22 protein-coding genes are annotated in these 26,611 nt (G+C 66.9%); 15 read left to right on the top strand and 7 right to left on the bottom strand.

Annotation, left to right across the window (positions count from 1 at the left end; translation table 11 throughout):
* Positions 1-10: 10 nt before the first annotated feature.
* Positions 11-718: a GntR family transcriptional regulator gene (locus tag LXB15_RS20915; RefSeq protein ID WP_233950267.1), complete on the bottom strand. Its 708-nt coding sequence runs from the start codon at positions 716-718 to the stop codon at positions 11-13.
* A 189-nt stretch (positions 719-907) separates the two neighbouring features.
* On the opposite strand from LXB15_RS20915, the gene LXB15_RS20910 reads away from it, so the two are divergent.
* The 5 genes from LXB15_RS20910 to LXB15_RS20890 all read left to right on the top strand — a co-directional run bounded on the left by LXB15_RS20910 (position 908) and on the right by LXB15_RS20890 (position 6,526).
* Positions 908-1,864 (top strand): tripartite tricarboxylate transporter substrate binding protein, encoded by a 957-nt coding sequence (locus LXB15_RS20910; protein WP_233950266.1) that lies wholly within the window; start codon positions 908-910, stop codon positions 1,862-1,864.
* 75 nt (positions 1,865-1,939) lie between these two features.
* Positions 1,940-3,481 (top strand): tripartite tricarboxylate transporter permease, encoded by a 1,542-nt coding sequence (locus LXB15_RS20905; protein ID WP_233950265.1) that lies wholly within the window; start codon positions 1,940-1,942, stop codon positions 3,479-3,481.
* Positions 3,468-3,959 carry a tripartite tricarboxylate transporter TctB family protein gene (locus tag LXB15_RS20900; RefSeq protein WP_233950264.1) on the top strand — a complete coding sequence of 164 codons (492 nt, stop codon included), beginning with the start codon at positions 3,468-3,470 and terminating at the stop codon, positions 3,957-3,959. The genes LXB15_RS20905 and LXB15_RS20900 overlap by 14 nt, the downstream gene beginning before the upstream one ends.
* Positions 3,960-4,015: 56 nt before the next feature.
* Positions 4,016-5,092, top strand: coding sequence for a tartrate dehydrogenase (locus LXB15_RS20895; RefSeq protein WP_233950263.1), 1,077 nt, complete (start codon positions 4,016-4,018; stop codon positions 5,090-5,092).
* 264 nt (positions 5,093-5,356) lie between these two features.
* Positions 5,357-6,526 (top strand): mandelate racemase/muconate lactonizing enzyme family protein, encoded by a 1,170-nt coding sequence (locus LXB15_RS20890; RefSeq protein WP_233950262.1) that lies wholly within the window; start codon positions 5,357-5,359, stop codon positions 6,524-6,526.
* Positions 6,527-6,538: 12 nt separating this feature from the next.
* On the opposite strand, the gene LXB15_RS20885 is transcribed toward LXB15_RS20890, so the two are convergent.
* The 5 genes from LXB15_RS20885 to LXB15_RS20865 all read right to left on the bottom strand — a co-directional run bounded on the left by LXB15_RS20885 (position 6,539) and on the right by LXB15_RS20865 (position 10,874).
* Positions 6,539-7,021 carry a cupin domain-containing protein gene (locus LXB15_RS20885; protein ID WP_233950261.1) on the bottom strand — a complete coding sequence of 161 codons (483 nt, stop codon included), beginning with the start codon at positions 7,019-7,021 and terminating at the stop codon, positions 6,539-6,541.
* Between the two features lie 50 nt (positions 7,022-7,071).
* Positions 7,072-8,067, bottom strand: coding sequence for an Ldh family oxidoreductase (locus tag LXB15_RS20880; RefSeq protein WP_233950260.1), 996 nt, complete (start codon positions 8,065-8,067; stop codon positions 7,072-7,074).
* Complete coding sequence (locus LXB15_RS20875) at positions 8,064-8,996, bottom strand: hydroxyacid dehydrogenase (protein ID WP_233950259.1); 933 nt, start codon at positions 8,994-8,996, stop codon at positions 8,064-8,066. Before LXB15_RS20875 ends, LXB15_RS20880 begins: the two co-directional genes overlap by 4 nt.
* 336 nt (positions 8,997-9,332) lie before the next feature.
* A complete protein-coding gene (locus tag LXB15_RS20870; protein ID WP_233950258.1) occupies positions 9,333-10,511 on the bottom strand; it encodes a UxaA family hydrolase in 1,179 nt (392 codons plus the stop codon).
* A gap of 75 nt (positions 10,512-10,586) precedes the next feature.
* Positions 10,587-10,874 carry a UxaA family hydrolase gene (locus LXB15_RS20865; protein ID WP_183208665.1) on the bottom strand — a complete coding sequence of 96 codons (288 nt, stop codon included), beginning with the start codon at positions 10,872-10,874 and terminating at the stop codon, positions 10,587-10,589.
* A 154-nt stretch (positions 10,875-11,028) separates the two neighbouring features.
* Here LXB15_RS20865 and LXB15_RS20860 point away from each other — a divergent pair, with 154 nt between their 5' ends.
* The 3 genes from LXB15_RS20860 to LXB15_RS20850 all read left to right on the top strand — a co-directional run bounded on the left by LXB15_RS20860 (position 11,029) and on the right by LXB15_RS20850 (position 16,437).
* Entirely contained in the window at positions 11,029-11,754 is a 726-nt protein-coding gene (locus LXB15_RS20860; protein ID WP_233950257.1) for a GntR family transcriptional regulator, read from the top strand.
* A gap of 297 nt (positions 11,755-12,051) precedes the next feature.
* On the top strand, positions 12,052-13,062 hold the full coding sequence (locus LXB15_RS20855; RefSeq protein ID WP_233950256.1) for a YeiH family protein: 1,011 nt from the start codon (positions 12,052-12,054) through the stop codon (positions 13,060-13,062).
* Between the two features lie 495 nt (positions 13,063-13,557).
* The gene (locus tag LXB15_RS20850; protein ID WP_233950255.1) at positions 13,558-16,437 is read left to right on the top strand and encodes an EAL domain-containing protein; all 2,880 of its coding nucleotides are present in this window, start codon (positions 13,558-13,560) and stop codon (positions 16,435-16,437) included.
* Between the two features lie 188 nt (positions 16,438-16,625).
* Here LXB15_RS20850 and LXB15_RS20845 read toward each other — a convergent pair whose 3' ends face one another.
* Positions 16,626-17,495, bottom strand: a complete 870-nt coding sequence (locus LXB15_RS20845; RefSeq protein ID WP_233950254.1) for a ferritin family protein — start codon at positions 17,493-17,495, stop codon at positions 16,626-16,628.
* 169 nt (positions 17,496-17,664) lie between these two features.
* Here LXB15_RS20845 and LXB15_RS20840 point away from each other — a divergent pair, with 169 nt between their 5' ends.
* The 7 genes from LXB15_RS20840 to LXB15_RS20810 are packed head-to-tail and all read left to right on the top strand — an operon-like array spanning position 17,665 to position 26,597.
* Positions 17,665-19,986 carry a NosR/NirI family protein gene (locus LXB15_RS20840; RefSeq protein WP_233950253.1) on the top strand — a complete coding sequence of 774 codons (2,322 nt, stop codon included), beginning with the start codon at positions 17,665-17,667 and terminating at the stop codon, positions 19,984-19,986.
* 22 nt (positions 19,987-20,008) lie between these two features.
* Positions 20,009-21,928, top strand: a complete 1,920-nt coding sequence (gene nosZ, locus LXB15_RS20835; protein WP_233950252.1) for a TAT-dependent nitrous-oxide reductase — start codon at positions 20,009-20,011, stop codon at positions 21,926-21,928.
* Between the two features lies 1 nt (position 21,929).
* The gene (locus LXB15_RS20830; protein ID WP_370640253.1) at positions 21,930-23,306 is read left to right on the top strand and encodes a nitrous oxide reductase family maturation protein NosD; all 1,377 of its coding nucleotides are present in this window, start codon (positions 21,930-21,932) and stop codon (positions 23,304-23,306) included.
* The gene (locus tag LXB15_RS20825) at positions 23,299-24,219 is read left to right on the top strand and encodes an ABC transporter ATP-binding protein (protein ID WP_233950251.1); all 921 of its coding nucleotides are present in this window, start codon (positions 23,299-23,301) and stop codon (positions 24,217-24,219) included. Before LXB15_RS20830 ends, LXB15_RS20825 begins: the two co-directional genes overlap by 8 nt.
* Positions 24,216-25,043, top strand: coding sequence for an ABC transporter permease (locus tag LXB15_RS20820; RefSeq protein ID WP_233950250.1), 828 nt, complete (start codon positions 24,216-24,218; stop codon positions 25,041-25,043). The genes LXB15_RS20825 and LXB15_RS20820 overlap by 4 nt, the downstream gene beginning before the upstream one ends.
* Positions 25,040-25,588 carry a nitrous oxide reductase accessory protein NosL gene (locus tag LXB15_RS20815; protein ID WP_233950249.1) on the top strand — a complete coding sequence of 183 codons (549 nt, stop codon included), beginning with the start codon at positions 25,040-25,042 and terminating at the stop codon, positions 25,586-25,588. Before LXB15_RS20820 ends, LXB15_RS20815 begins: the two co-directional genes overlap by 4 nt.
* Before the next feature lie 10 nt (positions 25,589-25,598).
* Positions 25,599-26,597, top strand: coding sequence for an FAD:protein FMN transferase (locus tag LXB15_RS20810; protein WP_233950248.1), 999 nt, complete (start codon positions 25,599-25,601; stop codon positions 26,595-26,597).
* Positions 26,598-26,611: the final 14 nt, after the last annotated feature.

Below are 26,611 nucleotides of genomic sequence, written 5' to 3'. Positions count from 1 at the left end.
CTGCGCCGGATCAGAGATGCTTCATGTCGTAGCGCTTCAGCAGCGCGACGATGAGGTCCCGGGCCTTGATCTTGTGGTCCTGCGCCATCTGCCGCGCGCCGGCCGCATCGCCTTCCCGGGCGGCGGCGATGATCCGCCGGTGCTCGCCGATGGAGTGCACCGGTTTCGGCCGGAAGCGCAAAGTGAGCCGCCGGGCCCGGTAGGACTGGTCGATGTTTATCCGCGCGATCTTGGCCAGCCGGCTGTTGCCGCTTCCCTCGACGAGCACGGCGTGGAAGCGCGCATCGACATCGGCCCAGCGGGCGAGGTCGTCGCGGTCGAGGGCCTCGACGAGCTCCTCGTTCATGGCTTCCAGGTCGTCGCAGACCGCCTGGCGGGCGGCCGCCGGCTGCTCGGCCAGCAGCAGCGCCGCCATGCCCTCGACGGCGATGATGACGTCGTAGACCTCCCGCATGTCGTCCGGCGACAGGCTGCGGATCACCACGCCCCGCTTCGGCCGCAGCTCCACCATGCCTTCGCTCTGCAGGCGGATGATCGCCTGGTGCACCGGGGTCCGGCTCATGCCGAGCCGGTGCGCCATCTCCAGTTCCGACCCTTGGAAGCCTGGCGGAAACATGCCGTCGCGGATCGCCTGTTTCAGCGCGTCGTAGGCGGCTTCGACGAGAGGCGGCTTGCGCTCGACGCTGTCGGTTTCGAAGAGCGCGGCTGCATCGGACATATGGGGCTCCCTGTGGGAAGCCAGTCTACCGCGAGCCGCCCAAGGGCGCAAATGATGCATGCTCTGATGCATGCAACAACGAACGCAAGATTGACATTCGGCGAACGATCGTCCCAGATAGCCGCGACGCATCCGCCATGGCTGGGAGGCCGCGGTTGCCGTTCATGAAGATCCAGGGAGGATTACGCCGTGAAACTCACGACCATTCTTGCAGGCGCCGCCATGGCGCTCGGCCTTTCGGCCATGTCCGCCGGTGCGCAGGACTATCCCAACAAACCGGTCAACTACATCATTCCGTTCAATGCCGGCGGCGAGTCCGACATCGCGGCCCGTCTGCAGCAGCCGGTGTTCGAGAAGCTGACCGGCCAGAGCATGGTCGTGCAGTATCTGGAAGGTGCCGGCGGTGCCCAGGCCTGGTCGCAGCTGAACGGCATGGAAGGCGACGGCTACACGATCATGGGCACGAACCTGCCCCACATCATCATGCAGCCGATGGCCCAGGACGTCGGCTACGCCACCGAAGATCTGACCAACGTCTACTTCTTCCACTATACGCCCGACGCGATCATCGTGCCGGCCGACAGCCAGTTCAAGACGCTCGAGGACCTCGTCACCTACGCCAAGGAAAATCCGGGCCTCGTGACGTTCTCCGGTTCCGGCACGAACTCGGCGAACCATGTCGCCAAGGAAACCTTCGACCGCCTTGCGGGCGTCGCCACGACCTACATCCCGTTCTCCGGCACCAGCCCGGCGACCACCGCCGTGCTCGGCAACCAGGTGCAGGCGGGCTTCAGCTACACCACCGCCGCCCTCAACCAGGGTGACGCGGTCCGCGTTCTCGCGGTCGCGGCCGACGAACGCGTGCCGAGCTTCCCGGACGTGCCGACCTTCAAGGAGCTCGGCTACGACATGTCCGGCGGCGCCTATCGCGGCGTGGCGGTTCCGAACTCGACCCCCGAAGATGTGCGCCAGCAGGTTTCCGACCTGATCGGCAAGATCAACGCCGACCCCGAATTCATCCAGAAGATGAAGGATGGCGGCTTCGTCGTGATCGACGTGCCGTACGGCGAGATGGAAGCCTTCATGGCGGAGCGCAAGGCGGAGTACGAGGAAACCGCCAAGCAGATGGGCATCGCCAAGAACTGATCCGGCAGCCGATCGGGGCGGAAGCGCAACTGACGCTTCCGCCCTTCTTTCCTCGCCCCCTCTGAAGCGGACGCCATGGACAAGCTCGTCTACCTCGCCGAGGCGTTGACGCCGATGAACCTCGTCCTCGCCTTCGTCGGCGTGGTCGCGGGCATCGTCATCGGCGCCCTGCCCGGCCTTTCCGCGACCATGGCCGTCGCGGTTCTCGTACCCTTCACCTTCACCATGGATCCCGCCTCCGGCCTGATCGTGCTCGGCGCGATCTACACCGGCGCGATCTACGGCGGCTCCTATTCGGCGATCCTCGTCAACACGCCGGGCACGCCTTCCGCCATCGCCACCACCTTCGACGGCTTCCCGATGGCCAAGCGCGGCGACGGCGCGCTCGCCGTCAGCCTGGCGACCCTCGCCTCGGTGACCGGCGGCCTGGTCGGGGCGCTGCTGCTCATGTTCCTCGCCCCGCCGCTGGCGCAGGTCGCCCTCGCCTTCGGCCCGCCGGAGTATTTCTGGCTGGCGGTGTTCGGCCTGACGCTGATCTCGGCGCTGTCCGTCGGCAATCTCCTGAAGGGCCTGATCGGCGCCTGCCTCGGCCTGCTCCTGTCGATGGTCGGCATCGCGGTGATCGGCGCCGACGTGCGCTTCACCATGGGCAGCCAGGTGCTGCTCGGCGGCATCAACATCGTCGCCGGCCTGATCGGCCTCTATTGCATTCCCGTTCTCATCGACCTCGTCGCCACGCGCGATCCGCATCTGCGGGTCGCCGCGGAGAGCGGCGGCTTCCGCCTCAAGGAAGCCTTCGCGATCACGATGAAGGAGAAGGTCAACCTGATCCGCTCGTCGCTGATCGGCACGATCGTCGGCATCCTGCCGGGCGCCGGCGGCTCGGTGGCAAGCCTCGTCTCCTATTCCGAGGCGCGCCGCTCCTCCAAGCATCCCGAGCGCTACGGCACCGGCGAGCCGGGCGGCATCATCGCCACGGAATCGGCCAACAACGCCACCGTCGGCGGCGGCTTTATCCCGACCCTCGTGCTCGGCATTCCCGGCACGCCGCCGGACGCCGTCATCCTCGGCGCGTTGCTCGTCCAGGGCATCCGCATCGGACCGACCCTGTTCACCACCCAGGGCTCGATCGTCTACACGTTCATCTTCGGCCTCATCATCGGCACGCTGATCATGCTGCCGGTCGGCCTGCTCATCGGCCGCTACGCCTACAAGAGCATCGTGGCGATCCCGAAATCGGCGCTGGTGCCGACCATCGCCTTCATGACCGTGGTCGGCAGCTTTGCCATCCACAACAACCTCAACGACGTGGCGGTGATGCTCGGCCTCGGCATCGTCGGCTGGCTGCTGAACCGCAACGGCTACGCCCCCTCGCCGATTGTGCTCGGCCTGGTGCTCGGCCAGATCGCCGAGCAGGGCTTCGTCCAGAGCTATCTGATCGGCAATGCCCAGGGGAACGTGCTCGGCATGTTCTTCGGCCGTCCGATCTCCATGGCCATCGTGGCCTTCGCCGCGCTGACCCTGTTCTATCCGCTGATTGCCTCGGCGATCGGCGCCAGGCGGGCCCGCAAGTCCCATGCCGACATCACCGTGGAGAGCCGCGATGGCCAGCCTTAGAAAGCCGCACGACGTGCCGGGAACGATCCTGGCCGCCGTGTTCGTCGCGCTCGGCGCCTTCCTGATCCTGCAGACCGACAGCATGTCCCCGATGGGCTCGGTCTTCCCGATCACCATCTCCGTCGCGATGATCGTCTTCGCGCTGGCGCTCATCCTGCGCAATGTCGTCTTGGGCATGCGCCCGGTTCCGGCGGCGACGCCGGGCGAGGCGCAGCCCGAGGCCAGCCACGAGTCGATGCCGCGCCGCCTCTTGTTCCTGCTGGCGATGATCGTCTGGATCGTGCTGATCCCGATCCTCGGCTTCTTCGTCTCGAGCGTGCTGGCCTATTTCGCGATCATGCTCGTGGCCACCCATGACCGCATGTCGCTGCGCGAGGGCGCCGCCCTCGTGGCCATCGGCCTTGCCATCCTCACCGTCTTCTACCTGGTGATGGCGAGGGTCCTGCTCATCCCGATGCCGACCGGCATGTTCTTCTAGACCGGCCGCGCCTGCCTTGGCCCGACGCCGCACCTGAAAATACGGAGTACCCCCGCATGTCCGCAACCAACCGCCTGAAGATCGCGACCATTCCCGGCGACGGCATCGGCCGCGAGGTCGTACCCGAGGGCATGCGGGTCCTCGAAGCCGTCGGCCGACGGTTCGACATCGCCTTCCAGTTCGACGAGGTCGACTGGAGCTGCGACTACTACAAGAAGCACGGGCGGATGATGCCGGAGAACGGCCTCGACCGGTTCCGCCAGCACGACGCGGTGTTCCTCGGCGCGGTCGGCTGGCCGGAAGTGCCCGACCACGTCTCGCTGTGGGGCCTGCTCATCCCGATCCGTCGCGACTTCAACCAGTACGTCAACCTGCGGCCGGTGCGGCTGCTCAAGGGCACCACCAGCCCGCTTGCCAATCGCGGCCCGAAGGACATCGACTTCTATGTTGTCCGCGAGAATGTCGAAGGGGAATATTCCGAGGCCGGCGGCCGGCTCTATCGCGGCACCGAAAACGAGCTCGCCATCCAGGAATCGATCTTCACCCGCCGCGGCGTCGACCGGGTGCTGCGCTACGCCTTCGAACTCGCCAGGACGCGGCCCCGCAAGCAGGTGACCTCGGCCACCAAGTCGAACGGCATCATCCACACCATGCCGTTCTGGGACGAGCGCTTCGCCGCGATGAAGGCGGACTATCCCGACATCGCCACCAGCCAGTACCATATCGACATTCTCTGCGCGCATTTCGTCCAGCATCCGGACTGGTTCGACGTCGTCGTCGGCTCCAACCTCTTCGGCGACATCCTCTCCGATCTCGGCCCGGCGGTGGCCGGCTCGATCGGCATTGCGCCCTCGGCCAATATCAATCCCGAGGGCGACTTCCCGTCGATGTTCGAGCCGGTGCACGGCTCGGCTCCGGACATCGCCGGCAAGGGCATCGCCAACCCGATCGGCCAGATCTGGTCGGCGGCGATGATGCTCGAGCATCTCGGCCACAAGGACGCCGCCGACGCCGTGATCGCGGCGATGGAGACGGTGATCGCCGACCCCGCCTCGCGCACCCGCGACATGGGCGGCAAGGCCAGCACCGCCGAATGCGGCGACGCGATCGCCAGCGTGATCTCCGCGGGCTGATGTTGCCGGCAGCGGGCGGTTGAGGCCGGACACCCCTCTACCCTGAGCGGAGGGACATACCCCCCTCTGCCTGCCGGCATCTCCCCCACAAGGGGGGAGATCGACGGCTTTGGGGGCCGAGCCCGGCTCGCAGGCCGAAGTGCCTCGCATCATGAAAAGACTTGCGGCATCGGTATCGATCTCCCCCCTTGTGGGGGAGATGCCGGCAGGCAGAGGGGGGTGGATCGGTCGCCACCCTCGAAGACCAACAACCAGGAACGCCACATGCGCATCATCGACATCCGGGAAAAGACGGTCTCGATCGCCAGCCCGATCGCCAACGCCTTCATCGATTTCTCGAAGATGACCTGCTCGGTCGTCGCGGTGGTCACCGACCAGGTCCGCGACGGCAGGCCGGTCGTCGGCTTCGGCTTCAATTCCAACGGCCGCTACGGCCAGGGCTCGCTGATGCGCGAGCGCTTCATCCCGCGTCTGATGGAAGCCGATCCCGCGACGCTGGTCGACGAGGCCAACGACAATCTCGACCCGTTCGCCATCTGGAAGACCATGATGACCAACGAGAAGCCGGGCGGGCACGGCGAGCGCTCGGTCGCTGTCGGCACGATCGACATGGCGGTCTGGGATGCGGTGGCGAAGATCGCCGGCAAGCCGCTCTACCGGCTGCTGGCCGACCGCTACAGGGACGGCGTCGCCGATGACGACGTATGGGTCTACGCCGCCGGCGGCTACTATCACCCGGGCAAGGAGATCGAGGGCCTCAAGGACGAGATGCGGTCCTATGTCGACCGCGGCTACACGGTCTGCAAGATGAAGATCGGCCTTGCTCCGCTCGCCGACGATTTGAAGCGCATCGACGCCGCGATCGAGGTGGTCGGCGATCCCGCCAATCTCTGCGTCGACGCCAACGGCCGCTTCGACCTCGAGACCGCCGTCGCCTACGCCAAGGCCCTCGAGCCCTACGGGCTCTACTGGTACGAGGAGGCCGGCGACCCGCTCGACTACGCGCTGCAGGCCGAACTGGCGCAGCATTATTCCGGCCGCATAGCGACCGGCGAGAACCTCTTCTCCATGCAGGACGCGCGCAACCTGATCCGCTACGGCGGCATGCGCCCCGACCGCGACATCCTGCAGTTCGACTGCGCCCTGTCCTACGGCCTGGTCGAGTACACGCGGACGCTGGCGATGATGCAGGAGAACGGCTGGTCGAGCCGGCGGGTGGTGCCGCATGGCGGCCACCAGATGTCGCTCAACATCGCCGCCGGCCTGCATCTGGGCGGCAACGAATCCTATCCGGACGTCTTCCAGCCCTTCGGCGGCTTCGCCGACGCGACCGAGGTCAGGGACAGCCGGGTCGGCCTGCCGACTGTGCCGGGCGTCGGCTTCGAGGCGAAATCGGCGCTCTACAGCCTGCTGAAGCGCGAGCTGCTCGACTGACGCCGACCGGCGTCAGGTCGGCTCACGGTCGTAGTAATCGACGTCCGTCTCGGCACGGAACATCTTGCGCAGGCCGGGCGCGCCGTGGCGTTCGATTCCGACGCTGACCTTGCCGGAATCCGGATACTCGCAGACATCGATCTCGGCGCGCGTCGACACGGCGAGATAGCGCATCGTCGTCGTTCCGGTGTTGACGATCTGGTGCGCCACCTCGGCCCCGCCGGTAGGGCAGGCGATCACGTCGTGCCGGCGGATCGGATAGCGGCGGTCGCCGAAACGCAGTTCGCCCTCGCCTTCGAGGATGAGGAACATTTCCTCCTCCCCGTGATGGGAGTGGAAGGGGCACTGCACCTTGCCGGGCGGCAGCACCGTGAGGTTGTAGCCGAGCTGGCGCGCGCCGATCGCGTCGCTGAACAGCGCGCGGCTCGACGTGTAGCGGCCGTTCTCCTCGACGTCGTCGAAGCCGACCTCATCGAGATTGGCAATGGGCTTCATCGTCCGGCTCTCCCTCGCCCGGCCGGATGCGCCCTCTGGCCGCCGGCCTGTCAGATCGCCGATATGGTGCGCATCAACTCGGCGTCGATCTCGATTCCCTCTGCCAGAGCACGGCGGCGAAGATCACCGCTGCGCCGCCCGGGAATGCGGGTGCCGGGCTCGTCGGCGATGGCGTCGATCAGCGTGCCGAGACGCGCCACTGCCTGCGGCCCGCCCATGGCGACGGGATCGAGCACCATCAGGAACTGGCCGAGCCCCGGCGGCGGCCCCTTGTCGTCGAACAAGGACGTCGCCTCGGACGCGTAATTGGCGCCGGTGAGGCCGGCCGACAGCATCTCCACCACCAGCGCCAGGGCGGCGCCCTTGGCGTCGCCCATCGGCACCATCGTGCCGGCGAGCGCGGCGTCGACGTCTGTGGTCGGACGGCCCTTGGCATCCAGCGCCCAGCCTTCCGGAATCGGCGTGCCCTTCTGCTTGGCCGCCATCACCTTGCCGCGGGCGATCTTCGACAGCGACAGGTCGACGACGATCGGCTCGCCTTCCGGCAGCGGCGCGGCGAAGGCGATCGGGTTGGTGCCGAAGAGCGGGCGCGTGCCGCCCCAGGCCGCCATGGCGCCCGGGGAATTGGCCATCATGAGCGCCACCAGCCCGGCTTCGGCAAAGCGCTCCACCGTCAGGCCGAGCACGCCGGCATGGTGCGAGCGGCGGATGGCGGCGACCGCGACGCCGGTCTCGGCGACGATCCCCGGCATTTCGGCGACGGCCAGGTCGAGCGCCGGGAAGGCGAAGCCGTCGGCGGCGTCGATGCGCAGCAGCGCCGGGCGCACCCGCTCGGCGACCGGCACGGCGTGGCCGGCGACCTTGCCGCTGCGCGCCTGCCCGCAATAGGCGGCGAGCCGGCGCAGGCCGTGGCCGCTCTGGCCCGCCGCTTCCGCCGCGACGAGGCCACGCGCCACCGATGCCGCCTGCTCGGGCCCGGTGCCGCTGCGCTCCAGCGCGGCGGCGGCCAGCGCCTCGGCTGCCGCGACGGACAGGATCTCGCTCATCGTAGCGTCTCCAGATGCTTCAGCACGTTCTCGGCGGTGACGGCGCTCACCCGCACGTTGGACTCCGCCGTGACGCCGGCGATGTGCGGCGTCAGGATCAGGTTGGCGAGCCCGTCGAAGACCCGGCCGGCCGCCTCGGTCAGGGGTTCGGTCTCGAACACGTCGAGCGCCGCGCCGCCGAGCGTGCCGTCCCGCAGCGCCGCGGCCAAGGCGGTCTCGTCGACGACGCCGCCGCGGGCGGTGTTGACGAGCACGGCGCCGGGCTTCATCCGCGCGATCGCCGCGGCATCGATCATGTGCCGGGTCTCGGCGGTCAGCGGCACGTGCAGGCTGATGACGTCGCAGGAGGCCAGCAGCGCGTCGAGGTCGAGCCGCTCGGCGTCCCGCCAGGCGGGATCAGACTCCGGCAGGAACGGATCGAAGGCGGCGATGGAGAAGCCGAAGACCCGGGCGCGGGCCGCCGTTTGGCGGGCGATCGAGCCATAGCCGACGAGGCCGAGGCGCTTGTCCATCGCCTCGCGCCCGATCAGGCGCTGGCGCGGCCAGCGTCCGGCCACGACGTCGGCCGTCGCCGCATAGGCGCCGCGCAGCAGCGTCAGGGCGGCGGTGATCACGTATTCCGCCACCGCCACGTCGTTGGCGCCGGTTGCCGGATAGACGGTGACGCCGCGGGCCTTGCAGGCGGCGAGGTCGATATTGTCGAGGCCGACGCCGAGCCGGCCGACGCAGGCGAGGTTCGGCGCCTTGCCGACCAGCGCCTCGCTCACCTTCGTGCGGTTGCGCACGACCAGCGCCCGGGCGGTGGCGACCGTCGCCGCCAGGTCTTCCGGCCGGTCGACCAGTTCGGGATCGTAGAGCGTGTCGTGACGGGCGCGGATCTGGTCCACCGCCGCCTCGTCCATGAATTCGGCAATGACGACGTCAGCCATGCAGGGCTCCTGTCGGGGGTTTTTCGGATGCGAGGTAGCAGGTTCGGGTGCTTGCGGCGGCATACCCCCCTCTGGGCTGCCGCCCATCTCCCCCACAAGGGGGGAGATCGATCTCGCGCGGACGTTTCGCCTTTGGTTCGATGGCTGTGCGTACCGAAGCGATGGAGAGGAAGCGGCGCCGCCAAAGCTGCCGATCTCCCCCCTTGTGGGGGAGATGCCCGGCAGGGCAGAGGGGGGTGCGCCGGCCACCGGCCACCGGGCATGCCAGTCAGCCGCGCGGCGCTAAACGAAACGGCCACCGCCCACGGATGGGCGATGGCTCGAATGCGGAGACGATTAGGCGCTGCGGTAGAGCTTGGTCATCACGAACTCGCGGTGGCCGAGCGCCTCCGCGGCGGTGACGCGGCCGTTGGCGGTGCGCATGATGTTCTCGATCAGCGCGTCGCCGGCCTGGTCGATGGTCATGTCGCGACGCAGGATGCCGGAGACGTCGACGTCGACATGCTCCGACATCGTCCGCACGGTCCGCGGATTGGCGGTGATCTTGATCACCGGGACGATCGGGTTGCCGATGACGTTGCCCTGGCCGGTCGGGAAGGTGTGGATGACGTAGCCGGCGGCGGCCATCAGCGTCACGCATTCGGCCGCAGCCGAGGACGTGTCCATGAAATAGAGGCCGTTGCCCTTCGCGGGCGCCTCGGCCGGCTCCAAAATGTCGATGTAGCGGCACTCGCGGCCGATCTTCTCGAGGTTGCCGAGCGCCTTCTCCTCGATGGTCGAGAGGCCCCCTTCGATATTGCCCTTGGTCGGCTGGCTCTCGGAGAGGTCGTCGGTGGCGTGCGCGAAGATCACGTCGTCCTGGTAGGCCTTCCACATCTTGTACCAGCGCTCGCCCGTCTCGGCGTCGGCGGCGCGCTCCTTGCAGATGTGCTCGGCGCCGGTGATCTCCGAGGTCTCGCCGAAGACGCCGTAGATGCCCTCCGGGATCAGCTTGTCGTACATGTTGCCGACGGTGGGGCAGGAACCGAGACCGGTGGTGGTGTCGCTCTCGCCGCATTTGGTCGAGACCCAGAGCTCCGTGACGTCGCACTCGACGCGCGGCACCTCTGTCGCCCACTGCACGAATTCCTTCGCCTTGCGCGAGACGTCCATGATGGTCTTCAGGTCGCCGTTCTGCTCGATCGAGAAGGCTGCCACCGGCTTGCCGGTCGCGGCGATGCCGTCGGCGATCTTCTGCGTCCAGCCGGGCTCGATGCCGACGACGATGCAGGCGGCGACGTTCGGGTTGGAGCCGGTGCCGATCATGGTGCGGAAATGCAGGTCGAGATCCGCGCCGAACTGCAGGCGGCCATAGGCATGCGGCAGGGCCAGCGTGCCCTTGATGTTGTTGGCGACGGCCTCGCAGCAGGCGTTGGAGATGTCGTCGACGGGCAGGATGACGACGTGGTTGCGGACACCCACGCGGCCGTTCTCGCGGCGATAACCCTGGAACTTGCGGTTGGTATTGATCGGCATGGCTTTGGCTTTCTCTTCGAATCGGTCGGACTGGTCCGTCGCGGCGCGACGGCGGCGGGCGCTAGCGCCGCGCGATCACCAGCGGTTCGTCTTCAGATTGTGGACATGGACATGGCTGCCCTTCTTCACGTCCGCCTTGAAGCGGCCGATGTCCTCGCCGTACTTCACCGCCACGTCGCCGGCCGACACGTCCTTCAGCGCCACCTTGTGACCGATCGGCACGTCGTCGTTGCAGGTCATGGTGAAGGAGGAATTGTCGTGGGTGACGACACAGAGCATTTCCGTGCCGGCCTTCAGGTTCTCGACGACGACGACGCCAACATTGTCCTTGTGGTCGTGTACCAGCAGTTGCGGGATGCTCATGTTTGGTCCTCCGGGTATGGAATTGCGGTTTTCGCGGCGGATGCGGCCTTGCAGTCGCCGCCTCCCCACTCTTGTATAAGACATAAATTATGTTTACATCGACGTGTCAAGCGGGGGCGGCCAGAATTGCCCGGCGCATCCTCAGGAGCCGATCATGAGCGAGGCAGACAGGTCACCCGCCTTCCGGCCGCTTTACCGGCAGGTCCGTGAGGCATTGATCCAGCGCCTGATCGACGGCGCCTGGACGCCGGGCATGATGCTGCCCAGCGAATTCCAGATCGCCGCCGAGCTCGGCGTCAGCCAGGGAACCGTGCGCAAGGCGCTCGATGCGATGGCCGCGGAGCATCTGCTGGTCCGCCGGCAGGGGCGCGGCACCTTCGTGGCGCTGCCCGAGGAGGGCCGGATCCTGTTCCAGTTCTTCCGGCTCGCCGCCGATGACGGGACCCGGCTGTTCCCGGAAAGCCAGGTGATCGAGCGGCGCCGGGAAGCCGCCGGGGCCGCGGCGGAGATGCTGCAGATCGAGGCGTCGGCCGAAGTCTGGCGGATCGGGCGGATCCGTCGCCTGGGGGGCCGGCCGGTGATCGCCGAGGAAATCGTGCTCCCGCTCGCGCGCTTTGCCAGCCTCGCCGAATTTCCCGACCTGCCGAACAATGTCTACGCGCTCTATTCCGAGCACTTCGCGATCACCATCGGGCGGGCGGTGGAGCGGCTGAAGGCCACCGCCGCCGACGAGCAGACCGCGACGCAGCTTGGCTGTCCCGTCGGCCATCCGATCCTGTCGATCGAGCGCGTCGCCTTCGCTCTCGACGGCACCCCCGTCGAATGGCGCGTGTCCCGCTGCCTCACCGACGGCTTCCACTACCAGGCCGACCTGCGCTGAGGGGACCGCCGGCCGACCGGCGTGGCGCCACCACCAGGCGCGCGATCGGGCGGGAAGCCCGCCCCGTTGTCCGGTGCTCCGCTTGATCGAACCCGGGGCGCCCTCCGGCTTGCGACAGTCGCTTCGGCAACGGCATCGACGCTTCCCAGGCTTTGCGACTCGCACAACTCTTGTATAAGACAAAAAACATGATTTCTTCGAGCGATGGACGACAGCTGTCGCCGCCTCGCCCGATCGGCCCGATGACGCAGCCTTTCCAGGAGACACCCCGCTTTTGGGTGCAAGACAGGTAGCCCGATGTCCGAGACCTCCCTATCCGCCGTCCAGGAGCGCTGTCGTCCCCTGTTGCCCGGCATCCTGCTGGCACTGACCGTCGCCGCCGCCGCCCGCTTCGTCGCCGATCACTACAGCGCGCCGGTCATGCTGTTTGCCCTCTTGATCGGAATGGCCTTCAACTTTCTCGCCGTCGATCCGCGCTTCAAGCCGGGCCTCGAGTTCTCCTCCAAGTCCCTCCTGCGCATCGGCATCGTGCTCTTGGGGGCGCGCATCACCACCGCCGACATCGCGTCACTCGGGCTTTCCACCTTCGCGACGGTCCTCGGCCTCATCGCGCTGACCATCGGCACCGGCTTCGTGTGCGGGCGGATCTTCAACAAGCAGTGGCGCTTCTCGCTGCTGACCGGCGGCTCCGTCGCGATCTGCGGCGCATCGGCGGCGCTGGCGATCGCCTCGGTCATCCCGCATAACGAAAAGACCGAGCGCAATCTTCTCTTCACCGTCGTGTCGGTGACGACGCTCTCGACGATCGCGATGATCCTCTATCCGATCCTCTTCACGGCGCTGGGCCTGACCACCAGCCAGAGCGGCTTCCTCGTCGGCGCCACCATCCACGACGTCGCCCAGGTGGTCGGCGCCGGCTATTCGATCTCGACCGACGTCGGCGACGTCGCAACGATCATCAAGCTGCTGCGCGTCGCGATGCTGCCGGTCGTGCTGGTCATCATCGTGCTGGCCCTCGCCGGCCAGAAGCGCAGCGGCACCAACTCCGTCCGCCTGCCGCTGTTCGTCGTCGGCTTTGCCGTGGTGACCGCGATGAACAGCCTCGGACTGCTGCCGGCCGTCGCCGCCAAATTCGCCGTCGACCTGTCCGGCTGGCTGCTGGTCATCGCCATCGCCGCACTCGGGGTGCGCACCAACATGAAGGACATGCTGCAACTCGGCTGGCAGCATGTCGCGATGGTCGTCACGGAGACGCTGGTTCTGCTGACCCTTGCCATCGCCGCGGTGGAGTTCGGCCTCGCCGGCTGATCCGCGTACGCCCGACGGGGTTTCGCCAGCGGCTGGCGCTCCGCGATGGCGGGCTCGGGACCGATGATGATTGCCGTCGGAAGCGGCAGGGCCACCACCCTGCGCGCTGGCCGGTCGATCTGAACGAACCTGCCTGCCGCCTACGGTCCTGCGGGCGCCCCCACAGTTCCCTGTGCGCCGCGCCCGGGGCCGCCCGCGCCGGAAGCTGCATTGCCGGCACCGAAGCCCGCTTTCGAGGCGCGCCGGAGCCGGCCCGATGCCAGCAAGGAAACGCGCATCCTTGCTGCATCGACTATTGCCTTCAAACCAGCTATGTTAGTAAAAATTGTTCACTGAATAATACTGGCTTCGCCGGGTGCCTGTGAACATTTAGCCCCGGCATACTCTCATTACTGCGAAATATTTACCGCCGATTGCCGGTCGGCATCCCGCACCCGATGATTTCTCGACACAACGATTCAGCCGCCGGGACGGCGCTCCAACGGTGCTCAGATCATGTGGCGCGTCTATTCCTTTCTTGTCTACGAGCACGATTTCCGTTTCGTCGCGATCGCCGTGGCGATCTGCGTGATCGGAAGCTTCACCAGCGCCACCCTGCTCCAGCGGGCAGCGACCACGCGGGACGCACCGCGCCGCAACTGGCTGATCCTGGCAGGCGTCGTCACCGGTATCAGCATCTGGACCACGCATTTCACGGCGATGATCGGCTACGCCCAGATCCTCGACGTGCGCGTCAACATTGCCGTAGCCCTCGTTTCGGCTGTCTCCGCCATCGCGCTGTCGGTGCTCGGCTGGATGATCTGGTCGGTAGCCTCGCGGTTGCGCGGCGTGATGGGAGGCGCGGTGGTCGGCGTCGCTCTGGCGGTCGCCCACTACTTGGACATGGCCGCGCTGCAGGTCCCCGGCCTCGTCCAGTACGACGCCATGCTGGTCGTCGCCTCGCTGTTCGGAGGGGTCGCCCTCTGCGCCGGCGCGGGCGGGCTTCTGCAGCGTTACGCGGCCTTGCCGATGGCCTGGCCGTCCGCGGTCGCGCTGGGGACCGGCATCCTGTTCCTCCACTTCGTCGCCATGGCCAGCATGACCGTCACAAGGGGCGGCGCGCCAGTCGCGGCCTACGGCGTGGATCTCGAGACGGTCGGCTCCATCGTCGTCTTCACCAGCATCCTGATCATCGCGGTGGCGTTGTTTCTGGCCTACCAGAGTCAGAATCTGGCACGTGATGCGAGCGAGGACCGCAGGCGCCTGCTGAAGGCGCTGAGCGATCTCCAGGCGAGCGAATCCCACCATCGCGCCTCGGTCGAGTTGAACCCGCAAATCCCGTGGCTGGGCGACACGGACGGCAGGATCACCGAGATCTCTTCCCGCTGGGCCGAGCTGGTGGGCATCCCGGTGGGGCGCGCGCTCGGCGATGGCTGGAGGACGCCCGTCCATCCGGATGACCTGCCCGACGTCATCGCGCTCTGGCGGACGGCAGTGGCGACAGGAGACGGCGAGGTCGCCGATACGCGCTATCGGGTGCGGCTCCGGGACGGGTGCTACCGCTGGTTCCGCGCGCGCGCCCGCCCCCGCCGCGCGGCCTCCGGGGAAGTGATCGCCTGGTACGGCACGCTGGAGGACATCGACGAACAGGTGCGGGCGGAGCTGGATCTGCGAAAGAGCGAGGAGCGCTACCGCCTTGCCTCCCGCGCCACGAACGACGTGATCTGGGACTGGTCATACGAGAGCCGCTGGACCACGTGGGCCGGTGCGATCGAGGACGTTCTGGGATATCCGGAAGCCCGGAACGGGATGGCCGAGGAGTGGTGGATAAACCGCATCCATCCGGACGACCGGGATCGGGTGCTGCGGCTCCAGAAGGCCGTGATGGAGAGCGGCGGCGACCAGTGGAGCCTGGAATACCGCTTCCGGCGCAGGGACGGGGAGTATCTCAACATGCTGTCGCGCTGCCTCATCGTGCGCGACGAGCACGGTGCCCCGGTTCGGCTCGTGGGCTCGATGCTCAACATCACCGAGCAAAGACGCATCGAGAACGAACTGCAACGCGCTGCTCACGAGGACAACCTCACCAGGCTTGCCAATCGCCGGCTCTATGCCCTGCGTATCCACGAGGCGATCGAGCGCGCGAAATCGGACCGTGGCTGCGTCGGGCTGGTGGTGATCGACCTCAACAACTTCAAGTCGCTCAACGACTGCCTCGGCCATACGGCGGGCGACGCGGTGCTGTGCGCGGTGGCCGACCGGCTGCGGGCGTCCGCCCCGGACGGCGCGACGGTTGCCCGTCTGGGCGGCGACGAATTCGCGATCATCCTGACCGGACTGACCGTCGCGGACGCGCGGGAAGAAACCGTGCGCGTCGTCCTGGCGGGTCTCGAGGCGCCGGTGCTGATCGACGGGCTGCGCACGGTCGTCAGCGTTTGCGCGGGCGCATCGATCTGGCCCCGGGACGCGGCCACCGCGGGTGATCTCCTGAAATGCGCCGATCTGGCGCTCTACGCGGCGAAGGCCGATCATCCGGGCGCCATCCGCTGGTTCAGCCCCAGGATGCGACAGGCGTCGGAGATCCGGGCCACGATGCTCTCGAGCGCGCGGCTTGCCCTGGAGGAGGAGCGCATCGTCCCCTTCTATCAGCCGAAGCTGAACCTTCGGTCCGGCAAGATCGTCGGCTTCGAGGCGCTGCTTCGATGGATGGACCACGCCGGCCACCTGCAGTCGCCCGCCGGCATCTTTGCCGCCTTCAAGGACGTCGATCTCTCCACCCGCATAACGGACCGCATGCTCGAGCGCATCATCCGGGACTGCGTCGGCTGGCGCGCGGACGGGGTGGAGTTCGGCCGCATCGCCTTCAATGCCTCGGCCGCCGATTTCCGACGGAGCGATTTCGCCGAACGGGTGCTTCGCGCCATTGCCTCGGCGGGCCTGCCGGCTTCGCTGTTCGAGCTGGAGGTCACCGAGTCGGTGTTCATCGGGCGCAGCTCGGAGAAGATCGTCCGCACGCTGGAGACGCTGCGCAGCGCCGGCATGACGATCGCCCTCGACGATTTCGGCACCGGCTACGCCTCCCTGACGCACCTCCAGCAATTCCCGGTGGACGTCCTGAAGATCGACCGGTCGTTCGTGTCGCCTATCCTGGCCGATGCCGAGTCCGGCGCTGTCGTGGTCAACGCCGTGCTCCAGATGGCCCGCAGCCTGCGTATCGAGACCGTCGCGGAAGGCGTCGAGACGCTCGCCCAGGCCGAGTATCTGCGCGCCAGGGGCTGCGACATCGGCCAGGGCTATCTGTTCGGCCGGCCCTACCCGGCGGACCGGGTTCCCGAATTGTGCGGGGCATCGGCCACGACCGGTCTCCAGAGCTACCGCGTCGCCCATAAAGGCTGATCCCGGGAGTCATCGGGCCGTGCGGCCAGCGGCGCCGACTTGCCGCGGGATCCGGCGCCAGCGAATGCACCCCATCCTTCGCCGTTGCCGGCCATGAACCAAGGCGAGGGCGCGATCGGGCCTCCTGCAGGACGCGCCCGGATCAACGCGGAACCCGCTCGGTCTTCCCGGCCAATGCCCTCGGGGCGTCAGGTTTTCGGCCCATTCATCATGGATCGGACGAACGCGCGGCATCGTATGGCACCTGCTGCGAGGCGTTGCGCCCGGTCGCGGTCATCCTGGTCAACCAGCCTCTCTCCAAGATCGAGGTAGCAGTCCAGCAGCAGTTCCGAGAGTGGCGCCAGGTGCCCGGACACCTCGGGCGGCACCCCGTCGCGCAAGAGTGGCGACTTGCCCAATGGCGCCTGTGCGACCGTCGATGACCGTTCCAGCGCCTCTGCCGCCAGCTTCTCGAGTGTCGGCGCATCGGTTCCGGACGCGCCGGCAGCCGCTTCCGCGAGCAGGCCTGCCAGTCTTGACTCGAGTTCGGGGATATCGAGCGCAGGCGCGGACGGCTGGGCGCGCTGCTCGTGAAATGCGCGTCGTCTTTCTCGCCGGAGCGTCGTCAGGTGGCCCATTTCCTCGCGAGCCATCCGCTCTGCCGCCTCCTGAATCGGCGGCTGGTCAGCATTCGCCGCCACGTAGGTCCAGAACAGGAAGGCGCGCTCTTCATTCCTGGCCGCCATCGAGAAGGCGCGATAGGCGGTGAGGAGGGCGGGCGCGATGCTGCGCGCCCCCTCGTCGTCGAACGTGTCTGCCGGCTCCCACCGGAGTTGCGCAGGGTCGGGCTTCTTGTTCCTGACATTCTCGGACCAGCGCACGACATTGCCCAGATGCTGGTTCTCCTCGGCGACCAGCTGCTCGAAGACCGCTTCCATGTCCGGCCTGTTTTCCTGCCGCATGAGGCGGGCCAGTGCCGAATAGCCGTCGATGGCCTCCTGCTCCATCGCGGATGCGATCGCCAGAAGCTCGTCCATCGACGTGACGGCCGCAAAGGGTTCCGACTTCAACAGGGTCATGTCTCCCGACCTCCCACACCAGCATCAGCCGTCATCTTAATTCCGCTGATCACGCGGCAGTTTGCGATAGCGCAAAGACGGCCATCGCCGAAGTGATACCCATCGCGGACGTTCCTGCGGGGTCGACGCGCGCCACGCACCGCCCAAGAAACCTGGAATTTCCAGTATCATGCCCCTGAGCAAGCCTCCCGCACGCCAGCATCGTCGATTGCTCGCGTTCCTCGGCATAGCTTTCGCAGTCCTCGTTCTACTGGTGGGTCAGGCTCCTGCGTCGGCGGCGGGGAGGTTGGCGGAATTCCTGCAGCAAGCCCAGCCGTCGGAGATGATCCCGGGCTCCGACCGTTTCGGTGAACTGCAGGGCGACCCGCCGGTCGTTCCCGTCTACCGCGGCGAGGAACTGACCGGATATGTCTACCTCAATGCCGACTTCACCAGCTCGGTCGGCTACTCGGGCAAGCCAATCTACATACTCGTCGGTATCGACAAGGCCGGCGTCATCCGGGGCTTCCGTCTGGTCGCGCACTCGGAACCGATCGTGCTGATCGGCATCCCGGAGGAGCGGGTCGTCGCGGCGCTCAATTCCCTGATCGACAAGGATCTCGGTCGCGTGGCGGCAGGAGCGGAGCGGCATCCGCAGGTCGATATCGTGAGCGGCGCTACCGTCACCGTGCTGGTCATGGGCGACAGCATCGTCCGCTCGGCGGTGAAGCTGATCCGCAGCGGTCGCCTGGGCGAAGGCGAGTTTGCCGAAGCAGGAGACGCCGATGAACATGAAGAGGACCGGGAACTCGATCTTTCGAAACAGGAGGTGCGCGACTGGCAGAGCCTTCTCGGCGACGGTTCGGTCCGAAGCCTGCGCCTGACGGTCGGAGAGGTGACCCAGGCATTCCGCCAGGCGGGCCAGGCCGAGGCGGCAGATCGCCCGGAAAGTCCCGCTCCCGACGACCTGTTCATCGAGCTCTACGTCGCTCCCGTCAGCGTCCCAACGATCGGCGTGAGCCTTCTGGGCGAACGGGGCTACGAGCGCCTGCGCCAGAAGCTGGAAGACGGGCAACAGGCGATCATCGTGGCCGGAGACGGCGCCTATTCCTTCAAGGGCTCCGGCTATGTCCGCGGCGGCATCTTCGATCGCATCGAGCTGCTGCAGGAGGGCGAAGGCATCCGGTTCCGGGACCGCAATCACACCCGGATCGGCGATCTGACCGCGGATGGCGCGCCGAAGCTTCGGGAGATCGCTCTCTTCATCGTTCCCGAAGATTTCGATTTCGAGGTGACGGAGCCCTGGGAGCTGCAGCTGCTCGTCCAGCGCAGTTTCGGGGCGCGCGACAAGGCCTCGCTGCCGTTCAACCTCGGCTACTCTCTGCCGGATCGATACATGGTGGTCGAGCCGGCGGCCGCACCGGCACGACCGACGGCTGCGGCCGAGGCCACCCCGCCCGCACCGGCCACCGTCAACCTGGGTGCGGGCAGTGCCGGCGAGCCGGAGACCGAGGAAGAGGAACTCTGGAAGCGCATCTGGGCGATGAACACCGTGTCCGTGGGGATCACGGCGGCGGCGCTCCTCGTGCTCACGGCCATATTCTTCTTCCAGGACTGGCTGGTCCGGCGCCCCCTTCTCTTCACCTGGGTGCGCCGCGGCTATCTCCTCTTCACGCTGGTCTGGCTGGGCTGGTACGCCAACGCGCAACTTTCCGTCGTCAACATCCTGACGTTCACGAACTCCCTGATGACCGGGTTCAACTGGGAGTTCTTCCTCTCGGCGCCGCTCATCTTCATCCTGTGGGCGGCAGTGGCGACGGGGCTGCTGTTCTGGGGCCGCGGTCCGTTCTGCGGCTGGCTGTGCCCGTTTGGCGCCCTCCAAGAGCTCACCAACACTGTCGCCAAGGCCCTGAAGGTGCCCCAGATAACCGTGCCGTTCGGCCTGAACGAGCGGCTCTGGCCGATCAAGTACATCATCTTCCTCGGCCTGTTCGGCCTGTCGTTCTATTCGCTGGCGCTGGCGGAGGTGCTGTCGGAGGTCGAGCCGTTCAAGACGGCGATCATCCTGAAATTCGCCCGCGACTGGCCGTTCGTCCTGTTCGCGCTGACGCTGCTTTCCGCGGGTCTCTTCATCGAGCGCTTCTACTGCCGCTATCTCTGCCCGCTTGGCGCAGCGCTCGCCATCCCCGGCCGCATCCGGATGTTCGAGTGGCTGAAGCGCTGGCCGGAATGCGGCTCCCCCTGCCAGCGTTGCGCCAAGGAATGCCCGGTGCAGGCGATCCACCCCGAGGGCCAGATCAACGTCAACGAGTGCATCTACTGCATGCACTGCCAGGAACTCTATCACGACGACCATCGCTGCCCGCACATGATCCAGGTGCGTCTCAAGCGCGAGAAGTTCCAGGCCTTGTCCTCTCCCGCCACCCGCAGCGGCGGGCCCGCGAGGCCCGCCATCTCCCACAAGGGAATCCCCGTCGAGCGACCAGACGCCGTGTCGAGGCCGACGACCTAACCCGTACCCAAGGAGGGTTACAATGCCACAGGAAGAAACCGGAAAAGGCCTGAGCCGCCGCCAACTGCTCGGCACCACCGCCTTCGTTGCCGCTGCCGGGGCCACCGGCATGACGACCGGCCTGACGTTCGGCGGCGGTGTCAGCCCCGCTGCGGCGCAGGAAGGCGCCTCGGGCGCAACCTACGAGGTCAAGCCTGGCGAACTGGATGAGTACTACGTGTTCTTTTCCAGTGGCCAATCCGGCGAGATCCGGGTGGTCGGCGCGCCTTCGATGCGCGAGATGATGCGCATACCCGTGTTCAACCGCTGCAGCGCCACCGGCTGGGGCCTGACCAACGAGAGCCGCAAGGTGCTGACCGAGGGTCTGCTGCCGGAGTCGGTCGAGTTCCTCAAGGACAAGGGCGGCGTCTATCACAACGGCGACCTGCACCACCCGCATCCGTCCTTCACCGACGGCACCTATGACGGCCGCTACCTCTATGCCAACGACAAGGCCAACACCCGCGTCTGCCGGATCCGCCTCGACGTGATGAAGTGCGACAAGATCATCCAGCTGCCGAACCAGCACACCGTCCACGGCCTGCGCGTCCAGAAGTATCCGAAGACGGGCTACGTGTTCTGCAACGGCGAGGACCGGGTGCCGCTGCAGAATGACGGCACGACGATGAACGACACCAGCACGTACCGGGCCATCTTCACGGCGGTCGACGGCGAGACCATGAAGGTCGCCTGGCAGATCATGGTCGACGGCAATCTCGACAATGTCGATGCCGACTATCAGGGCAAGTACTGCTTCGCGACCTGCTACAACTCGGAAGAGGGCGTGAACCTCGCCGAGATGATGGCGAGCGAACAGGACTGGATCGTCATCTTCAACATCGCCCGCATCGAAGCGGCCGTCGCCAGCGGCGACTTCGAGGAGATCAACGGCGTGCCCGTGCTGGACGGCCGCAAGGGATCGCCCCTCACGCGCTACGTACCGGTTCCGAACAGCCCCCACGGCATCAACACCGCGCCCGACGGCATCCATGTCGTGGCGGCCGGCAAGCTGTCGCCGACCGTGACGGTCTTCGACGTGCGCAAGTTCGATGATCTTTTCGACGACAAGATCCAGCCGCGCGATACCGTGGTCGCCGAACCGGAACTCGGTCTTGGACCGTTGCACACCGCCTATGACGGAAAGGGCAATGCCTACACGACGCTGTTCATCGACAGCCAGATCTGCAAGTGGAACATCGAGGACGCCAAGCGGGCCTTCGCCGGCGAACAGATCGACCCCATCCGACAGAAGCTGGACGTCCACTACCAGCCCGGCCACAACCACACCTCGATGGGGCAGACCAAGGAGGCTGACGGCAAGTGGCTGATCTCGCTGAACAAGTTTTCCAAGGATCGCTATCTGAACGTCGGTCCGCTCAAGCCGGAGAACGATCAGCTGATCGACATCTCCGGCGACGAGATGGTCCTCGTGCACGACAATCCGACTTTCGCCGAGCCGCACGATGCCACGCTCGTGCACCGTTCGAAAATCGAGCCGGTGAGCCTCTGGAGCCGCGACGACCCGTTCTTCGCCGATGCGGTGAAGCAGGCGGCGGCGGACGGCGTCGACCTGACCTCTGACTCCAAGGTCATTCGCGACGGCAACAAGGTCCGCGTCTACATGATCTCGATCGCGCCCGCTTTCGGCCTCGAGGAGTTCACCGTCAAGCAGGGCGACGAGGTGACGGTCTACGTTACCAATGTCGACGAGGTGGAGGATCTCACCCACGGGTTCAGCATCGTCAACTACGGCATCAACATGGAAGTGGCACCGCAGGCGACCGCCTCCGTGACATTCAACGCGAGCAAGCCCGGCGTCTACTGGTACTACTGCTCGTGGTTCTGCCATGCGATGCACATGGAGATGAAGGGCCGGATGCTTGTCGAGCCGCAAGCGGTCTAGGCTGGTGGCCCGTCTCGTCATGATCATCGTGGGCATGGCGGCTTTGATCGCCGCCATGCCCGGTGCGCCCGCCTGGGGCGACGTCATCCAGCTGGCACCGGGCGCGGGCCTGCAGGCCGCGATCGATGCTGCTTCGCCGGGCGATGTCATACGGCTGAGCGCCGGCCGGCATGACGGCCCCGTCACCCTCGCCAAGACGCTGACGCTGGAAGGCGAAGCCGGAGCCATCGTCGCCGGCAGCGGGAGCGGCAGCGTCATCACCGTCAGCGCACCGGGGTCGGTTGTCCGGGGGCTCCAGATCACCGGCTCGGGGCGGAGCCTGCCCGACATGGACTCAGGCGTCTTCGTGGCGCAGTCGGCGAGCGGAACACGGGTGGAAGAAAACGAGATCCTGAACAATCTCGTCGGCATCTATCTGCATGGCGCCGAGAATTCCCTGGCCCGGGGCAACAGGATCGTCGGTCTTCGCGAAGGCCGGACCAGCGAAGCCGGCGACGGCATTTCCCTGTGGAATGCGCCGGGCGCCCAGGTGATCGGCAACGACGTCAGCTTCGGCAGGGACGGGATCTTCACCAAGACAAGCAAGGACAATGTCTTCCGCGCGAACCATTTCCGCAATCTCCGCTTTGCGGTCCACTACATGTACACTAACGACAGCGAAGTCAGCGACAATGTCTCCACGAACAATTCGGTTGGCTACGCGATTATGTATTCGCGGAATCTGCGCATCGCAGGAAACGTATCGGACGGCGATCGTGACCACGGCCTGATGCTGAACTATGCGAACGGCTCCGTGATCACCGAAAATACGGTGCGTGGCCGCATGCTGCCGGCGAACAGGTGGACGGCGGCGGGTCGGGTGAGGGGTGCTCACGCGGCTCCCGGGGCGGCGCTCGACGATCGGGCGGCGGAGGAGGATGGCATGCGACTCGGGCCCGAGAAATGCGTGTTCATCTACAATGCCAACAAGAACGAGTTCCACGACAACCTGTTCGAGGGGTGCTCCATCGGAATCCACTTCACCGCGGGCTCGGAGGGGAACGCCATCTCCGGCAATGCCTTCGTCCGCAACCGGATACAGGTGAAATATGTCGGCACCCGCGACCTGGACTGGTCGGCGGAAGGCCGGGGCAACTACTGGAGCGACAATCCGGCCTTCGACCTTGATGGAGACGGTATCGGCGACAACCCCTACCGGCCAAACGACCTGGTCGATCAGGTCCTGTGGACCTCGCCGCAGGCGAAGGTCCTGATGAACAGTCCGGCCGTGCAGGTGCTGCGATGGGCGCAGACCCAGTTTCCGGCGCTGCTGCCTGGCGGCGTGGTGGACAGCCGTCCGCTGATGGCGCCCCCTGCCCGGAGCATCGGCCATGACTGAGACCGTCCGCATCACCTCCGTCAGCAAGTCCTACGGAAAGGTGTCTGCCGTGGCGGACATCTCCTGTAGTTTCCACGAGGGCGAGACGGTCGCGCTCGTCGGGCACAATGGCGCCGGCAAGACGACGTTGATCAAGCTGATGCTCGGGCTGATCCGGCCGGACTCGGGCACCGTCAGGGTTCTGGGGGAGGACCCGGGGGCAGGCGAGTTCGCCGCACGGCGGAAGCTCGGCTACCTGCCGGAAAATGTCTCCTTCAACATGGCACTGACCGGGCGCGAGACCTTGCGCTTCTACGCGCGGCTGAAGCGGGTGCCGGCAGACACCGTCGGCCCGCTGCTGGAGCGCGTGGGCCTCGCCGACGCCGCGAACCGCCGCGTCGGAACCTATTCCAAGGGCATGCGCCAGCGGCTGGGCCTCGCCCAGGCGCTGCTCGGGCACCCCAGAGTGCTGCTCCTCGACGAGCCGACGACAGGGCTGGACCCGGCGCTGCGTCACATCTTCTACGAGATTGTCGCAGCGCTCCGCGCCGACGGCGCGACCGTGCTGCTCTCGTCGCACGCCCTGACCGAACTGGAGGGCAAGGCCGACCGGGTGGTGATCGTCGACCGCGGCGTCAAGATCGCCGACGGGCGGATCGACGAGCTTCGGCAGATCGCGCAGCTGCCGACGCGAATTCGGGTCAGGCTCGCCGACGGTGCCGCCGGCGCCGCGAACGACTGGATGGATGGCGCCGGCGCATGGCGGCGGATCAACGGCCACATGCTGGAGATCGACGCCAGCCCCGCGGACAAGATTCCGCTGCTGAGAAGCGCCGTTTCCCGCGGCATCCCGGTGACCGACATCGACGTCATGCCGCCGTCGCTCGACGAGCTCTATGCCCATTTCCTGGCCTCGGGAGGCCCGCGTCGATGAGGAACATTCTTCTGGTCGCCCGCAAGGAGATTCAGGAAGGTCTCCGCAACCGCTGGGTCCTCGCCACGACCCTGCTGCTGGCGGCCCTCGCCCTGACCCTGACCTTCCTGGGCAGCGCGCCGACGGGAAATGTCGGCGCCGGTGCGCTCGACGTGGTCATCGTGAGCCTTTCCAGCCTCACGATCTTCCTGGTCCCGCTGATCGCGCTGCTGATCTCGCATGACGCCATCGTCGGCGAGATGGAGCGCGGCACGATGCTGCTGCTCCTCAGCTATCCGATCGGGCGCTGGCAGGTGGTCATCGGCAAGTTCGTCGGGCACGTCGCCATCCTGTCCTTCGCGACGCTCATCGGCTACGGCGCCGCCGCGGCGGCCCTGGCCGTGACGGGCGTTTCCAGCGATCTGGCGAGCTGGACGGCATTCCTGTCGATGATCCTCTCGTCGATCCTGCTCGGGGCGGTGTTCATCGCCATCGGCTACCTGATCAGCGCCCTCGTCGCAGAGCGCGGCACGGCGGGCGGCATCGCCATCGGGGTCTGGCTGTTCTGCGTGCTCATCTACGACATGGCGCTGCTCGGCCTGCTTGTCGTCGACCAGGGGCGGGTCGTCGGCGGCGAGTTGCTGAGCGCGCTGCTGCTGGCCAACCCGACCGATGCCTACCGCCTGCTCAACCTGGGGTCGGAGAGCGTCGGCGCCCTGTCCGGCATGGGCGGCGTTGCAGACAATGCCGCTCTCGGAGCCACCACGTTGATCGTTGCCCTGCTGGCCTGGACCATCGTGCCGCTGGCAGCGGCGATCATGGTGTTTGCAAGGAGAGAGCTGTGAGACCGATCGTTGCCGCGGCGATCGCTGCCGTCCTGACGCTTGCGGGATGCAGCGACGACGACGAAACGCCGATGCCGACGCCCGTGGCGATGACGGAGGACGCCATCGGACACTATTGCGGCATGAACGTCCTCGAGCATCCCGGGCCGAAGGGGCAGATCATGCTTGGCCCCAATCCCGAGCCGGTGTGGTTCTCGTCAGCCCGCGACCTCGTTGCCTTCACCATGCTGCCGGAAGAGGCGAAGAACATTTCCGCCCTCTACGTTTCCGACATGGCCAAGGCCGCCAGCTGGGAGTCGCCCGGCGCTGACAACTGGGTCGAGGCGCGCCAGGCCTTCTACGTCATCGGAAGTTCGATGCGCGGCGGCATGGGCGCGCCCGAAACGGTGCCGTTCTCGTCCGAGGTGGCAGCCGCCGCGTTCGCCGACCGCAACGGGGGCGAAGTCGTCCGGTTCGCCGATATTCCGCCCGACTACGTGCTGGGAACCGACGACGTCGCCGTGGATGACGGCCCATCGCCCCAGACCTCGGAACCAACTCACTAGGAGCCATGTCATGGCCCGAGCTCTCAGCCGCCGCCGCTTCATTTCCATCACCGCTTCTGCCGTCGGGCTGGGACTGCTTCCCGCCGGCGCCAACGCCAGGCAAGGCGTGGAAACCGTGACCTGGGAGGGACAGGCGTTGGGTGCCGCGGCATCGATGACAGTCCACCACACCGACAAGGCCGCGGCCGAGCGGCTGGTAAGGCAGGCCCTGGCCGAGTTGTCGCGCCTGGAGCGGATCTTCAGCCTCTACCGGAGCGACACGGCGCTGTCGGAACTGAACAGGACAGGTGTCCTTGCCGCGCCTCCGCGCGAGCTCGTGGATATTCTCGGCGCTGCCCGGGTGGTCTGGGAGCGGACCGGCGGCGCTTTCGATCCCAGCGTCCAGCCTTTGTGGAACCTCCTCGCGCAACATTTCGGCGGCGCCGATCCAGATCCGTCCGGCCCTTCGGAAGGGCGGTTGCGGGAAGCGCTGGACCTCGTCGGCTATGGCGAGGTGCTGGTCAGCGAGGACAGGATCGCTCTCGGCCGACGCGGCAAGGCGCTTACCCTGAACGGCATTGCCCAGGGCTTCGTCACCGACCGTATCGTGGCTGTTCTCCGCCGGGGCGGCGTGGCGAACAGCCTCGTCGACATGGGCGAGATCCGCGCACTCGGTTCCAGGCCCGACGGCAGCCCGTGGCGGGTGGGTGTCGGCTTCGATCGGCAAGGCCGGGGGCTCCAGCGCGTGCTCGAGATCGCGGACAAGGCCGTCGCGACGTCCAGCCCCGACGGCTACCGCTTCGCCGACGGGGGACGCTTCAACCACCTCATCGATCCCCGCAGCGGGCTCGGGGCAAGCCGTTACCGCAGCATCACGGTCGTCGCCCCGGACGCCACGACCGCGGATGCGTTCTCCACGGGGTTCAGCCTCTTGCCACCGGAAGACATCCGCAAGATCGCTGCCGCCTGGCCGGGACTGCAGGTCCAGCTACGGGAAGCCTCGGATACCGGGTCGTTGCTGGAGTTCTAGCCGACCTGCCGCGC

The organism is Aurantimonas sp. HBX-1 (assembly GCF_021391535.1).
In the GTDB taxonomy this organism is placed as follows: domain Bacteria; phylum Pseudomonadota; class Alphaproteobacteria; order Rhizobiales; family Rhizobiaceae; genus Aurantimonas.
Note: the sequence above shows the minus strand (reverse complement) of the source record. Positions and strands in the feature narration are given on the sequence as shown.

Coding starts and splice junctions, on each gene's coding strand:
- LXB15_RS20915 (WP_233950267.1), bottom strand. CDS start 718: ATGTCCGATGCAGCCGCGCTCTTCGAAACCGACAGCGTCGAGCGCAAG.
- LXB15_RS20905 (WP_233950265.1), top strand. CDS start 1,940: ATGGACAAGCTCGTCTACCTCGCCGAGGCGTTGACGCCGATGAACCTC.
- LXB15_RS20900 (WP_233950264.1), top strand. CDS start 3,468: ATGGCCAGCCTTAGAAAGCCGCACGACGTGCCGGGAACGATCCTGGCC.
- LXB15_RS20895 (WP_233950263.1), top strand. CDS start 4,016: ATGTCCGCAACCAACCGCCTGAAGATCGCGACCATTCCCGGCGACGGC.
- LXB15_RS20890 (WP_233950262.1), top strand. CDS start 5,357: ATGCGCATCATCGACATCCGGGAAAAGACGGTCTCGATCGCCAGCCCG.
- LXB15_RS20885 (WP_233950261.1), bottom strand. CDS start 7,021: ATGAAGCCCATTGCCAATCTCGATGAGGTCGGCTTCGACGACGTCGAG.
- LXB15_RS20880 (WP_233950260.1), bottom strand. CDS start 8,067: ATGAGCGAGATCCTGTCCGTCGCGGCAGCCGAGGCGCTGGCCGCCGCC.
- LXB15_RS20875 (WP_233950259.1), bottom strand. CDS start 8,996: ATGGCTGACGTCGTCATTGCCGAATTCATGGACGAGGCGGCGGTGGAC.
- LXB15_RS20870 (WP_233950258.1), bottom strand. CDS start 10,511: ATGCCGATCAATACCAACCGCAAGTTCCAGGGTTATCGCCGCGAGAAC.
- LXB15_RS20865 (WP_183208665.1), bottom strand. CDS start 10,874: ATGAGCATCCCGCAACTGCTGGTACACGACCACAAGGACAATGTTGGC.
- LXB15_RS20860 (WP_233950257.1), top strand. CDS start 11,029: ATGAGCGAGGCAGACAGGTCACCCGCCTTCCGGCCGCTTTACCGGCAG.
- LXB15_RS20855 (WP_233950256.1), top strand. CDS start 12,052: ATGTCCGAGACCTCCCTATCCGCCGTCCAGGAGCGCTGTCGTCCCCTG.
- LXB15_RS20850 (WP_233950255.1), top strand. CDS start 13,558: ATGTGGCGCGTCTATTCCTTTCTTGTCTACGAGCACGATTTCCGTTTC.
- LXB15_RS20845 (WP_233950254.1), bottom strand. CDS start 17,495: ATGACCCTGTTGAAGTCGGAACCCTTTGCGGCCGTCACGTCGATGGAC.
- LXB15_RS20840 (WP_233950253.1), top strand. CDS start 17,665: ATGCCCCTGAGCAAGCCTCCCGCACGCCAGCATCGTCGATTGCTCGCG.
- nosZ (WP_233950252.1), top strand. CDS start 20,009: ATGCCACAGGAAGAAACCGGAAAAGGCCTGAGCCGCCGCCAACTGCTC.
- LXB15_RS20825 (WP_233950251.1), top strand. CDS start 23,299: ATGACTGAGACCGTCCGCATCACCTCCGTCAGCAAGTCCTACGGAAAG.
- LXB15_RS20820 (WP_233950250.1), top strand. CDS start 24,216: ATGAGGAACATTCTTCTGGTCGCCCGCAAGGAGATTCAGGAAGGTCTC.
- LXB15_RS20810 (WP_233950248.1), top strand. CDS start 25,599: ATGGCCCGAGCTCTCAGCCGCCGCCGCTTCATTTCCATCACCGCTTCT.